Raw genomic sequence first — 12518 nt, 5'->3', positions numbered from 1 at the left:
ATGAAGAAGTGGGGCTTTTTGCTATGCATCATTTTGATCGGGTATGTGATGACAAGATCGCCGGCATCTTTTCAGCAGAAGGATGAGATGATCATTGAAATTCAGGATAAGCATGAAAACCATACGGGGTATACAGTATCCATCACCGGTAATATTCAGGATCAAGTACATAAGGGCAACTTGCTGCTTGTTAATACAACCTATCCGGTTCATCCGGAAGGCATAAGAACCGATATTATAAATGTGGCGCAGCAGGACGATCTGGTCCGTGGATACGGATTGTTGGATCAAAACATATTGCTCTCTAGAGAGGTAGCCCAAGCTTTTCAGAAGATGATTGAAGCGGCGGGTGAAGAGGGAGTACGTTATTTTCTCATCAGCAGCGGATATCGGGACTTTGCCAAGCAGGATGAACTTTATCAGGAAAAGGGATCAGACTACGCGCTTCCGGCAGGACACAGTGAGCATAATCTCGGATTATCCATGGATATCGGCTCTACGCTGACCACTATGGATGAAGCGCCAGAAGGTGCCTGGCTCGAGAAAAATGCCTGGAAATATGGTTTTATCCTACGTTATCCGAAAGACAAGGTGAGTCTCACGGGAATTCAATATGAACCCTGGCACTTTCGATATGTCGGACTTCCGCATAGTGCTGTCATGTATAAGAATAACCTGGTGCTGGAAGAGTATCTGGATTTGCTAAAAGAGAAAGATAACATTATGGTTGAAGTGGAGGGTGAGAAGTATCATATCCGCTATTACCGGGCAGCCGGGGATACGACCGTTTACATACCTGAGCATGGCCATTATGACATATCGGGAGACAACAGGGATGGAGTCATTGTCACAGTAAAGGAGTAACAAGGCTGCACAAAGGAGGTTCTTCAACATGAGGCAGAGAAAAATCAAACATAAAATCCTTTGGATTGCCGCGTTAATCATCTATTTATATCTGCTAACCAAGCTTATTCTCTTTAAAGGGGGGGCGGTCGACTTTGAAGTAGTCAAGGTCCAGCTTATGGCTTTCCTTCATCAGCCGGATCTGATTCATACACGAACCGTCAATCTGACACCATTTCAGGAAATCTCAAGAGATTGGAACAGCCTGTCACTGCATCGTCCAGGTACTGCAATCCATCTGGTGGGCAATGTGATGGCTTTCATTCCACTGGGGATGTTTATCCCGATGCTGATGGGCAACAAGCTGCTGTCAGGGGCGAACGTATTTCTGTCATCTCTACTTCTAAGTTTAGGCTATGAGGTAACACAGCTGCTCACTGGCATGGGCATATTCGATGTGGACGATCTGATGCTAAATACATTAGGCGGGGTGATTGGATATATTCTGTTTACAATGGCTCTCGGCATGAAACGGTTGTTGATTGGAGGAGAATCCCGAACGGTGAAGAAGGAGTATAATCCTAAGGAGAGTCCTGTATAAGGAGGGAGATTATGATCCTGGTCACTTTACTATTGATGAGCACAGGTTTGATGTTTCTTGTGTACCCACGAAGTATAACAGATGGCTCCAGCCGGCAGATCGCGGAACGAGTGGTCATGTCGAGATGGGTCGGAGGATCGCTGATTGCCATGTCATGTCTATTCCTGATCATGGGTACAATGCAGCTGCTGGATGAGGCTTCACACCATATTGGACACTAGGAAGATACTAAGCTTAAGTAAATAGAGCAATCTTACATGCATCATATTAAGCTCCTCATCACGTTCTAATACTGTGGTGGGAAGCTTTTTTATTTTTTTTTTTATGTCATTGTATCAGGATTTGATAACACAAGTCTTGAGAGGGGTTTGCGAATGGGCACCCTATTGGTGTAGAGTAGGACCAAATATTACCAAACTATATATTAACAAAGGAGGCTATTTATTGTTATATTCATTAGCTGTAAGCTTGGCGGGTAGAATGAGAACAATCATGGAAATCGAAAGTGAAATGGCTGAAGCTGAGAGGAATCAACTCCGCAAAGAAATAGTACGTGCTTTAGAACAGAAAAGATCAGAGTTGATTAACAGCTGCACACGTGATGAGTTATTAGTCATAAAAACAGTGATGAATGTTGGGCGGTCAGAGCGAGGGTATCGTTACTATTTCGACAGGGAGGACGTTGAAATCATTCATTTACCTATTGAATTGACCGGACCTGAACTGATGCAGAAATATTCCTATTATCTCGTACATAAAACAAAACAAGAACTCGCATATGGCATTGAGTATTACACTGCTGTGTCAGAACAACTGAAAGAAGGTATGGAGATCTTGAAACTTTAATCTGTAATTGTAGGAGGATATTAGAATGATAATGAAAATTTCGTACTATACGCCAGATGGTTTCTATTATTACGTCCCCGATCAATATGCAGAACAGATGGAAGAGTGGAGAAGGGAATTTTCTGATTTTTTGCAGAGTATAGAGGGAAAGCACCCGTTTACAGAATATACAGAGTCCATTAACTATGAGGGCAATTTGGAATACGCCGTTTTTGTAAGGAGTTACGGAGGGGATGACTTCATGGACTGGATCAACGTGGAGAAATTAAAACATAGGGGGATATATCGCATTCCTTCACCGCCTGATGATTCGGAAGTGGCATTGAAGATCAATTTTTAAAAACGTACGTTATCCGTCTTTTCATCAACCCATATGCAGAGATAGATTACGTCGATCATTGAACGAAAGCTACCCAAAAAAGCTCCCCATCTCGTGCTGTGCACGGGCGGGGAGCTTTTCTATGTTAATGCATCAGCTTAATCGTTAATGCAATTAAGCTTTTTTCATCATTTGACGCAATACAGTTTGCAGGATACCACCGTTGTGGTAGTAGTCTACGTCAACCATGCTGTCCAGACGAGCGATAACAGGGAAGTCGAACTTGGTTCCGTCTTCGCGGGTTACCGTAACGGTCAACTCTTGTCCAGGCTTCACATCATTGTTGAGACCTGTAATGTCATACGTTTCACGTCCATTCAGACCGAGGCTGGACCAGCCATGACCTTCCTGGAATTGCAGAGGCATTACGCCCATGCCCACCAGGTTACTGCGGTGGATACGCTCGAAGCTTTCTGCGATAACGGCTTTTACGCCGAGTAGGAACGTACCTTTAGCCGCCCAGTCACGGGAGCTACCTGTACCATACTCTTTACCTGCAATAACGATCAGGTTCTGACCTTCATCCTGATACTTCATGGAAGCATCGTAGATGGACATCTCTTCATCGGTTGGCAGATACTTCGTAATACCACCTTCCGTACCCGGAGCCACCTGGTTACGAATACGAATGTTGGCAAACGTACCGCGCATCATGACCTCATGGTTACCACGGCGTGATCCGTAGGAGTTGAAGTCTTTGCGCTCAACGCCATGCTCTTTCAGGTACAATCCGGCTGGACTGGTTGTAGCAATGTTACCTGCTGGAGAGATATGGTCCGTTGTTACGGAGTCACCAAGCAAGGCCATAACACGTGCAGAGCGGATGTCTGCAATATCAGTCAGCTTGTCGCCAAGGTTTTGGAAGAATGGCGGGTTCTGAATGTAGGTGGAGTTTGGATCCCACTCATACAGTTCGCCTTCCGGTACAGGAATGTTATTCCAGCGCTCATTGGCTGTAAATACATTTTCGTATTTGTTGCGGAACATCTGAGCATTCAGTGAGCTTGCAATGGCATCCTTGATTTCCTCGGAGCTAGGCCAGAGGTCTTTCAGGAAGACTGGCTCGTTATTCGTATCGTAACCGATTGGATCGGTAGCAAAATCAATATTGACCGTACCCGCGAGAGCGTAAGCTACCACGAGTGGAGGAGAAGCCAGATAGTTGGCTTTTACCTGAGCATGTACACGGCCTTCGAAGTTACGGTTACCGGACAATACAGCCGCTACAGTCATATCGTTTTCGGCAATCGCTTCGCTTACTTCGTCTGGCAGTGGACCGGAGTTACCGATACAAGTTGCACAGCCATAACCCGCAACGTTAAATCCGAGCTGGTCGAGGTATACGTTCAGGCCTGATTTTTCGAGATACTCGGTAACAACGAGGGAACCTGGAGTCAAGCTGCTTTTCACGTAGCCTGGTTTGGTCAGACCGCGCTCAACCGCTTTTTTCGCAAGTAGACCCGCTCCGAGCATAACGCTTGGGTTGGATGTGTTGGTGCAGCTTGTGATGGCCGCAATAACAACCGCGCCTGCTTTCAGTTCACTAGTGGAACCGTCTGGGTGCTTCACAGGCACTGTTTCTTCAATCTTCTCATCGCTCAGTCCGTATCCGCCTTTATCGACCGGAGTACGAATGATGCTGTTGAAGCTTTCTTTCATTTGCGTCAGTTCAATGCGATCCTGTGGACGCTTAGGACCTGCGAGACTTGGTACCACGGAAGCGAGATCCAGCTCAATTACATCTGTGAATTCTGGATCAACCGTGCTGGAAGTACGGAACATGCCTTGTGCTTTGTAATAAGCTTCAACCAGATCCACTTGCTCGTCGGAACGTCCTGTACTGCGCATGTAGTTCAGTGTCTCGCTATCGACAGGGAAGAAACCAATTGTAGCGCCGTATTCCGGTGCCATGTTGGCAACGGTCGCACGGTCAGCAAGGCTGATATTGGCCAGGCCTGGACCGTAGAACTCGACGAATTTGCCGACTACGCCTTTTTTACGAAGCATTTGAGTGACAGTGAGTGCCAGATCCGTAGCTGTTGCGCCTTCGCTCAGGCTGCCTGTCAATTTGAAACCGATAACGTCAGGGGTTACAAAGTACAGTGGCTGGCCAAGCATTCCTGCTTCGGCCTCAATTCCGCCAACACCCCAACCAACAACGCCGAGTCCGTTGATCATGGTGGTGTGGGAGTCCGTACCTACGAGGGAATCCGGGAACACAACGGTTTCGCCGTCAACCGTTTTGGTTGCAGCGACGGAAGCCAGGTACTCCAGGTTAACTTGGTGAACGATCCCTGTGGATGGCGGTACAGCACGGAAGTTGTTGAATGCCGTTTGTGCCCACCGCAGGAAGCGGTAACGCTCTTCGTTACGCTCGAACTCGACCTTGATGTTGTAGTCGAGAGCGTCGTTGGTTCCGAATGCATCAACCATAACGGAGTGGTCGATAACGAGGTCAACTGGCACGAGCGGGTTGATCTGTTTTGGATCGCCGCCTGCCTTTTTCACCGTATCGCGCATCGCAGCAAGATCCACGACAACCGGTACACCAGTGAAGTCCTGCAGGACGATACGTGCAGGGATAAACGGAATTTCCTTGTTATTGTCACGGCCTTCTGCCCAGCCGGTAAGTTGTTTCACATGTTCTTCGGTAATCGCGCGTCCGTCGAACTGACGAACTGCTGCTTCGAGCAGCACTTTAATGGAGAAGGGAAGCTTGGAAAGGTCGCCGTAGCCGCCTTCCTGAAGAGCATCGAGACTGTAGTAGCGGTAAGACTTGCCTCCGACCTCAAGACTGCGGGCTGCGGAGAAATGGTTCTTGGCTGACATACATGTACCTCCTTAAAATGTGTCGGTGAGATGAAGATAAAGTTCATTTAAGTGGAAGAACAGGCCTTCATCGTTCCGTGTCCTTGTTCGTAGTTTCATCAGATGAAACGTAATTTCATAATTGCAACTTTAGTATTAAGTATACCGTTTTCACCTCCGTACGTAAAGGGCTTTTTGCCTGTCCAAACAAGCTTTACGAACAATGAAGGCGTTTTCGTGAATATTGCCTTGTTACGATACTTCCTGCTGTCCAAGTCTCCAATTTTCGGCACTCGATCCTTGAGCGGAACACATACAACCGGTATACGTCTCATATGAATTATAGTAGTATGCACAGCTGAATTTTCCAGAGAGAACTCAAGTGCCAAAGGGGGACACAGGCTTGGAAAGGGAATGGAAGAGTGCCTTATACACCTATGTGAACCAGTACAACCGATGCGAAATCGACTATCGTCCGCAGACGAGCGAGAGGATTGTCACGGATCCGGCATTTGTGCTGGAGCGGGGAGAGCGTATGGCCAGACTGGACGATTGGTATCGTAAACGGCGTGCAGTGCCTCTTCGCAGCGAGACCAGTGCCAAGCTTGTGCGAACGGTTACGGAAGGTCCGGAAGAGTCGGTGGTGGATGTTCAACTCTATAGCAGGCTTTTCTACGAGAAGAGTGGAATCACCCACCGGGAGGATCGGATTGAGCGGGAACGGTTGACCTTTATTAGGCAGGGTGGAACCTGGATGATTGGACGGGTCGAAAGAGAAGTTCCGGAGCGGCGTCCGGCAGGGGAAGGGAGACCCTTTCAGCAAGCGGATTTTGTACAGGCGATTAATCGGCCGCTCCTGAACAGGGAAGTGCTTGGCCAGGGAAGAAGTTCCAGGCAGCAAATATACCGGCGGGACCTGGCTGTTGCTTATGCAGATCGGTGGTGGAATGCGGGAAACCCCGCATTTGAGGAATTCGAGGTAGACTGCACCAATTACGTCTCCCAATGTCTCTTTGCAGGGGGAGCACCCATCCACTATACTGGTAGAAGAGAAGCGGGCTGGTGGTACAAAGGCTATGTAAACAGCACTGAAATGTGGAGCTACAGCTGGGCCGTATCCAACAGTTTGGAGCGTTATCTGGGAAGCAGCAGCTGGGGACTGACAGCAACCGAAGTGGATCGTCCGGAACAGCTGATGCTTGGCGATGTCATTCTCTACGATTGGGACGGAGACGGCAGGTTTCAGCATAGTACTGTTGTGACGGCCTTTGATGCGGGAGGCATGCCGCTTGTCAATGCACATACGGTCAGCAGTCGTCACCGCTATTGGGATTACCGGGATTCTTACGCTTGGACGGAGCGGACGGTGTACCGGCTTTTTCATATTGCAGATGAGTTCTAATGAAGAAAGATATACAGGGATTTGGTGACGTGGACATTCAGTTCCGTGTAAAATAAGCCCTAAGACAAGAATAAAATTGATGCTGATTATACAGGTATGACGGCATCATGCACAGATAATCGGAGGTTACGCATGAGCATGGATAAATTAACAGTTGGCGTCGTTTACGGCGGAAAATCAGGGGAACACGAAGTATCGCTGCAAACGGCGTTTGCTGTAACGAACGCTTTTGATTATGAAAAATATGAACTGGTTCCCTTCTATATCTCCAAGCAGGGGACATGGAAAAAGGGATCTGTGATGCACGCGCCATTCGCGCAGATTGAGGATCTGAAGCTGGAGCAGGCAGCAGGTGGAACCCAGGAAGCGCTGAACGCATTGTTTGCACGTCTGTATGGCGGGGAAGATGCACTGGACGTTATGTTCCCGCTGCTGCACGGCACGTTTGGTGAGGATGGTACGATCCAGGGGATGTTCGAGATGGCGGATATGCCTTATGTGGGTGCAGGTGTACTGGCTTCAGCAGGCGGTATGGACAAAGTGGTCATGAAAAAACTGTTTGCGCAGGCTGGAATCGACCAATGTGCCTTTACTTATTTTAATGCGACCCAGTGGAAGCAGACTGAGCACGACATGATTCTGCAAGTGGAGGAACAGCTGGGTTACCCGTGTTTCATCAAACCGGCAAACCTCGGCTCCAGCGTAGGGATCTCAAAAGCACGCAACCGGGATGAACTGAAGACGGCCGTCGAATTTGCACTGCGATACGACACGAAGGTTGTTATTGAGGAGTTTGTTGAGGCACGGGAAGTGGAAGTGAGTGTACTTGGCAATGATGAGCCGATGGCCTCCGTGCCAGGAGAAATCGTATCCTCTGGTGAATATTATGACTATGCAGCCAAGTATATTGATGGCCAATCACAGATGCTGATTCCCGCTCCGCTGGATTCTGAAGCCGCTGATCGTATCCGTGAGGCAGCCCTGCAGGCATTCCGTGCGATTGAAGGCAATGGTATTTCCCGGGCAGATTTCTTTATTCGTAAATCCGATGGTGCATTGCTTATTAATGAAGTAAACACAATGCCTGGCTTTACTCCGTACAGCATGTATCCGTTGCTGTGGCGTGAAACGGGCGTATCGTATGCGGAACTGCTGGATCGCATGATTGAGCTGGCATTGGAGCGTTACAACCGCAAGCAAGCGCTGAACTATGAGAACGGCGTGCAGGCTTAGATTTCTAATGTTGAAATTCTAGTCACACTTTAACGTAGGAGACTATTCAAGGAGGGGTATGGATGGGATTTCAGACTGAATTCAATTCCGTATGCAAATTCAAGAGCGAGCAGGAGCTGTTTGAACTGCTGGAATACGGCCGCGGCAAAATGGTGAAACAGGGCTTCCGGGTCTTTCCGACCGGACAGAAGGTTATTGCCTATACGCCTGAAAACGTGGCTGTAGCCATTGTCAAGATCGTTGCTTCCATTGCAGAGATCAACTTCCAAGGACAGGAAGTAACGGAAGTGGAGATGCAGCTCATTCGCAAGCTGAACGAGGAAGAATCCCGTGTTCAGACTGCACTTGCGGACGAAATGTTCTTTGGTGAGCAGGCACAGGGATAAACCTTACTTCATCATATGGGACCAATGAACGGAATTGTAAGGCGAGCGATTACGGACTTTCTTTTAGGGTAAAACTTGGTTATATACAGTGACCGGAAAACCTGACGGCTGCAGATGCCAGGCAGGAATTCCGCCCTAATAGAGAGGAAGAACACCATGCTTGTACGTTTTGGTTATGTGGCGATGTCTGTGCTGGTCGAGAATGCATCTCCTTCCCGCACGATGACTATGGCCAGCTTCAAGAAAATTGATGACAGGGAGGCAGCCATTCGCAAGCTGGAACGGATTGCGGCCGAGAATTTGCATAATACGTTACGATTGCTTAGACATAACAAGGGCAGCCATATTCATGTATATCGTTTCTCTTCCAAATTAATTCCACTGGCGACACATGAGGATCTGATGGATTGGGATCCATTCCCGGCCCTCCAGTCCGATTTTGCTGCCATTGGTGATTTTGTGAAGGAGAACGGAATGCGCGTATCCTTCCATCCGGACCATTTTACCGTTCTAAGTACGCCGCGGGAGGAAGTGCTCCTGAACTCCATGCGTGACCTTCGTCATCATGTGCGGATGCTGGATGCCATGGGACTGAATGCCACTGCCAAGAATAATATACATATTGGTGGTGCTTACGGGGACAAGCCTAGTGCAGCGCTGCGCTTTGAAGAAAATTTTCTGAAGCTTGATCGGGATATCCAGGAACGGTTGACCCTCGAAAATGATGATAAAACATTCAACGTTCCCGAAACGCTGGCCGTATGTCAGCATCTGGGACTGCCGATGGTGCTGGATATTCATCATCAGTGGGTCAATAATGAAGGCGAACAGCCATGGGATTTGTGGCCTGACATATGGAAGACGTGGCAGTCGCCGCTGGCACAGGCGGATTCCCCTGCAGACCGGCCATTACCGCCGAAAATTCACGTATCCAGTCCGAAGAGCGAGAAGGATATCCGTGGGCATGCCGATGGCGTTGAAGTAGAGCCTCTGTTATCCTTTTTGCGTCATATTGCTGCAGATACGCCGGAACTTGATGTCATGATCGAGGCGAAGCGCAAGGATGAAGCACTGGTGCAGCTCATGCAGAAGCTGGCCTTCTACCATGAAGAAGGCGTGGAATGGGTCGACGAATCTACAGTCATTATCCATCCCTAGAGTCAAAAGGGGCCTGGGCAGCAAGAAACTTTACAACCAGTGAGGCGTATACTTTTAACAAGTATTTTAACTTTTCGTAGATTGATATAGAAAGTAGAGTGAACGCTTTGAATGAGAAGGAAAAAACACCTTATGTCGTGACGAGCAAAAGCTATACTGCTGTTGCCATTAATGCAGCTTCCAAAGCGGGTGAATGGATCAAGAGCCGTCTCGGAACCATAGGCGAGCCTGGAACCAAATATTCGCCGCAGGATCTTGTGACCGAAGTGGACAAAGGAGCGGAGCAGATGATCCGCCGCCTGATTCTTACCCACTTTCCCGACCATGCCATTCTCGGTGAAGAGGGTGTTGAACCGGGACCGGAAGCTTCAGCCAAAGCACTGAAAGAGGCTCAGGAAGAAGAATTCCTTTGGATCGTGGATCCAGTGGACGGAACAACGAATTTTGTCCATGGATTTCCGTTTTATTCAGTGTCTATCGCCTTGGCTCATCATGGTGAGGTCATTGTAGGGGTCATTTACGATCCTTCCAGAGATGAACTGTTTGTAGCTGAAAAAGGAAAAGGTGCATACGTCCACGGCAACCGAATGGCTGTATCCAATGAACAGAGCCTGGGCCAGAGCCTGGTCGCAGTTGGCTTCCCGGCAGATACCAGTTATGCCCTCCCAATCAATATGGCTGCTGTACAGGCGCTTGCACCACAAGTACGCAGCCTGCGTGCAGGTGGATCGGCAGCCCTGCATTTGGCTTATGTTGCTGCGGGCCGCCTCAGTGCATACACCGAAGTCGGACTGAAACCGTGGGATATTGCGGCAGGAGCACTACTCGTTGAGGAATCCGGCGGCAAGGTCACCGATACGATCGGTACGCCTTATCAGTTGTCGGTCAGTCATGTGGTTGCCACGAACGGCAAGATTCATGATGCACTGACAGATGTACTCAAGCAAGCCAAAGCAACCGGCCTGGAGTGAACTTAATTGAAGGAGCGATGAACGATGGATGAATCCAAGGAACTGGAACGACGTTTGAGTGAAATGCTGACTGAAGGGGAGATGGAAGAGTCCGGCGACGCGGACAAGCGTGAACGCCAGCTGATTCCTCCCAAATATGAGGTGCGCATTCAGACGGAAACGGACCCGATTGTCCAGGAAACGTTGATGTACCGAAGTATAGCTCGTGAAGTGGACGATCGCTATGATCGTTATCTGGAACGTTCTGCCGAGAAAAATAACTCCGCAGAAACGGAAAAGAAAGACCACTAAACCATCGTTGTAACAAGTGAACACAAGTCATGACTATAGGTTTAACAGACTTCCCACAGAGGGGAGTCTGTTGTTTTGTGAGCAGGCTGATGTTCATACGACATCTCTACTTTTTAATGCTAGAATAGAAATAGGGTGAACTTCTGCCACCGGAGAAGAATCTGTGTAATAAAGTTCAAGTTATTATCTTATAGATGTGAGAAAAAGGAGTGTTCCCACGAATGAAGCGTACACGTACATGGAATAACACGTCGGCTGCATTGACAGCATGCATGCTGGCTGGAATGATGCTGCTTGCATCAACGGCATTACCGGCACATGCAGCGGATACAAGCACCAGCACATCACCTGCCGGCACAACAACCGCGGCCGCCAATGTGAAGAAGGATGCTGCAGCTGTAACGAAGGAGTTCAGAATCGTCACTTTGGGAGATTCTATTACGGTAGGATACGAGCCGAATGCTAAGGGCCTGCCTTATGGTTATGTAGAGCGCTTGCAGGAGCAAGGGCTGCTCCATGGTCGTATTCAGGTGGATAACTATGGTATAGCCGGCTTGAAGAGCATTGGATTGAAGAACTTTATCTCTGCAATAAATGAAGGCAAAACATTGACATCTGAAGCCATTCAGCCGAGTTTGCCAGATCCAAGAGCGGGGCAGATGGGAGCCAACATAGCTGCAATCCGCGAAAGCGTAGCAGGAGCCAATCTCATCGCGATTACCATTGGAGGCAATGATGTATCCGAACTGCTGGGTACAGCCGGTACCCTTAGTGACTCGGAATTGGAAGCTAAGGTGAAGGCGCTGCTGGCAGCGTATACCGCGAATGTTAGCGAGGTAATCAATACAATTCATGTCATTAATCCCGACGCTAAAATTGTCATTGCCGACCAGTACCAGCCTATGCCTGAAGTAGCGGGTAAAGCATTATATGCCAAGCTCATGGAAGCATCCAAAGGTTTTACGGCAACAATTGACGGCATTGCATCCCAATTCACCGCACAGGGGATGGATGTAAAAGTGGCACATGTAGCCAAGGAGTTTGTTGGCGGTGAGGGAACCATGACACATATGATCAAGGATCGTGATTTTCACCCGAATCAGTTTGGATACGAAGCGATCGCCAAGGTCTTTGCAGAAACGATCTGGGGCGATTATACAAAACTGACCGCGCCTGCAGCAGGTGAACCGATGAACATCATCGTTAGCGGCAAAACGTTGAACACGCCGTATAAACCCATCATTCGCAATGGGAAAAATTTTGTGGCAATTCAGGATATCGTGAACGCTGTAGGGGCTACCACGGTTTGGGACAATAAAACCTCCACGGCAACCATTACATACGGAGACCGTAAGGTAGCTGTGAAGATTGGTGCAAGTGCGGTTCAGGTGAATGGCGCATCTGTTGCCGTAGATACACCTGCGTTCCTGAACAAGGTGGGCAAGGAGTCCAAAACGTATGTGCCACTGGCCATGGTAGCTGAAGGTCTTGGCTTTGATGTGCAATATGTTGCGAAGTTGAAGACGGTATTTGTTAATCCGTAAACCAATGTGAAGTTATTTTATTCGAGAAGCCGGTTTGATCTGACGATCAATCCGGC

General features: G+C 48.5%; 13 protein-coding genes. 12 read left to right on the top strand and 1 reads right to left on the bottom strand.

Features of this window, described 5'->3' with window-relative positions; genetic code table 11:
- From ABIC22_RS06490 to ABIC22_RS06470, 5 genes are all read left to right on the top strand, one after another.
- Entirely contained in the window at positions 1-864 is an 864-nt protein-coding gene (locus tag ABIC22_RS06490; RefSeq protein ID WP_127540735.1) for a M15 family metallopeptidase, read from the top strand.
- A 28-nt stretch (positions 865-892) separates the two neighbouring features.
- Positions 893-1444, top strand: a complete 552-nt coding sequence (locus ABIC22_RS06485; RefSeq protein ID WP_354479500.1) for a VanZ family protein — start codon at positions 893-895, stop codon at positions 1442-1444.
- Between the two features lie 11 nt (positions 1445-1455).
- On the top strand, positions 1456-1665 hold the full coding sequence (locus ABIC22_RS06480) for a hypothetical protein (protein ID WP_354479497.1): 210 nt from the start codon (positions 1456-1458) through the stop codon (positions 1663-1665).
- Between the two features lie 223 nt (positions 1666-1888).
- Positions 1889-2290: a hypothetical protein gene (locus ABIC22_RS06475; RefSeq protein ID WP_354479494.1), complete on the top strand. Its 402-nt coding sequence runs from the start codon at positions 1889-1891 to the stop codon at positions 2288-2290.
- Positions 2291-2315: 25 nt separating this feature from the next.
- Positions 2316-2630: a hypothetical protein gene (locus ABIC22_RS06470; protein WP_354479491.1), complete on the top strand. Its 315-nt coding sequence runs from the start codon at positions 2316-2318 to the stop codon at positions 2628-2630.
- Positions 2631-2783: 153 nt separating this feature from the next.
- Here the strand turns inward: ABIC22_RS06470 and acnA are convergent, their stop codons facing one another.
- Complete coding sequence (gene acnA, locus ABIC22_RS06465) at positions 2784-5498, bottom strand: aconitate hydratase AcnA (protein WP_354479488.1); 2715 nt, start codon at positions 5496-5498, stop codon at positions 2784-2786.
- A 382-nt stretch (positions 5499-5880) separates the two neighbouring features.
- Here acnA and ABIC22_RS06460 point away from each other — a divergent pair, with 382 nt between their 5' ends.
- The 7 genes from ABIC22_RS06460 to ABIC22_RS06430 all read left to right on the top strand — a co-directional run bounded on the left by ABIC22_RS06460 (position 5881) and on the right by ABIC22_RS06430 (position 12462).
- Positions 5881-6879 (top strand): amidase domain-containing protein, encoded by a 999-nt coding sequence (locus tag ABIC22_RS06460; RefSeq protein ID WP_354479485.1) that lies wholly within the window; start codon positions 5881-5883, stop codon positions 6877-6879.
- Positions 6880-7011: 132 nt separating this feature from the next.
- Positions 7012-8112 (top strand): D-alanine--D-alanine ligase, encoded by a 1101-nt coding sequence (locus tag ABIC22_RS06455; RefSeq protein ID WP_154896862.1) that lies wholly within the window; start codon positions 7012-7014, stop codon positions 8110-8112.
- 62 nt (positions 8113-8174) lie between these two features.
- The gene (locus tag ABIC22_RS06450; protein ID WP_354479482.1) at positions 8175-8498 is read left to right on the top strand and encodes a hypothetical protein; all 324 of its coding nucleotides are present in this window, start codon (positions 8175-8177) and stop codon (positions 8496-8498) included.
- 156 nt (positions 8499-8654) lie between these two features.
- On the top strand, positions 8655-9656 hold the full coding sequence (gene uvsE, locus ABIC22_RS06445) for a UV DNA damage repair endonuclease UvsE (protein WP_354479479.1): 1002 nt from the start codon (positions 8655-8657) through the stop codon (positions 9654-9656).
- A gap of 107 nt (positions 9657-9763) precedes the next feature.
- Positions 9764-10627 carry an inositol monophosphatase family protein gene (locus ABIC22_RS06440; protein ID WP_483312530.1) on the top strand — a complete coding sequence of 288 codons (864 nt, stop codon included), beginning with the start codon at positions 9764-9766 and terminating at the stop codon, positions 10625-10627.
- A 24-nt stretch (positions 10628-10651) separates the two neighbouring features.
- Entirely contained in the window at positions 10652-10918 is a 267-nt protein-coding gene (locus tag ABIC22_RS06435; RefSeq protein ID WP_154896860.1) for a hypothetical protein, read from the top strand.
- 221 nt (positions 10919-11139) lie between these two features.
- The gene (locus ABIC22_RS06430; RefSeq protein ID WP_354479473.1) at positions 11140-12462 is read left to right on the top strand and encodes a stalk domain-containing protein; all 1323 of its coding nucleotides are present in this window, start codon (positions 11140-11142) and stop codon (positions 12460-12462) included.
- Positions 12463-12518: the final 56 nt, after the last annotated feature.

Source organism: Paenibacillus sp. PvP094 (assembly GCF_040546835.1).
In the GTDB taxonomy this organism is placed as follows: domain Bacteria; phylum Bacillota; class Bacilli; order Paenibacillales; family Paenibacillaceae; genus Paenibacillus; species Paenibacillus illinoisensis.
The sequence above is the reverse complement of the archived record's forward strand: the minus strand, read 5'-3'. Positions and strand labels throughout refer to the sequence as shown.

Excerpts from the sequence above, each read along its gene's own strand:
- ABIC22_RS06450 (WP_354479482.1), top strand. The coding sequence starts at position 8,175 with ATGGGATTTCAGACTGAATTCAATTCCGTATGCAAATTCAAGAGCGAG.
- ABIC22_RS06430 (WP_354479473.1), top strand. The coding sequence starts at position 11,140 with ATGAAGCGTACACGTACATGGAATAACACGTCGGCTGCATTGACAGCA.
- ABIC22_RS06480 (WP_354479497.1), top strand. The coding sequence starts at position 1,456 with ATGATCCTGGTCACTTTACTATTGATGAGCACAGGTTTGATGTTTCTT.
- acnA (WP_354479488.1), bottom strand. The coding sequence starts at position 5,498 with ATGTCAGCCAAGAACCATTTCTCCGCAGCCCGCAGTCTTGAGGTCGGA.
- ABIC22_RS06435 (WP_154896860.1), top strand. The coding sequence starts at position 10,652 with ATGGATGAATCCAAGGAACTGGAACGACGTTTGAGTGAAATGCTGACT.
- uvsE (WP_354479479.1), top strand. The coding sequence starts at position 8,655 with ATGCTTGTACGTTTTGGTTATGTGGCGATGTCTGTGCTGGTCGAGAAT.
- ABIC22_RS06455 (WP_154896862.1), top strand. The coding sequence starts at position 7,012 with ATGAGCATGGATAAATTAACAGTTGGCGTCGTTTACGGCGGAAAATCA.
- ABIC22_RS06485 (WP_354479500.1), top strand. The coding sequence starts at position 893 with ATGAGGCAGAGAAAAATCAAACATAAAATCCTTTGGATTGCCGCGTTA.
- ABIC22_RS06490 (WP_127540735.1), top strand. The coding sequence starts at position 1 with ATGAAGAAGTGGGGCTTTTTGCTATGCATCATTTTGATCGGGTATGTG.
- ABIC22_RS06470 (WP_354479491.1), top strand. The coding sequence starts at position 2,316 with ATGATAATGAAAATTTCGTACTATACGCCAGATGGTTTCTATTATTAC.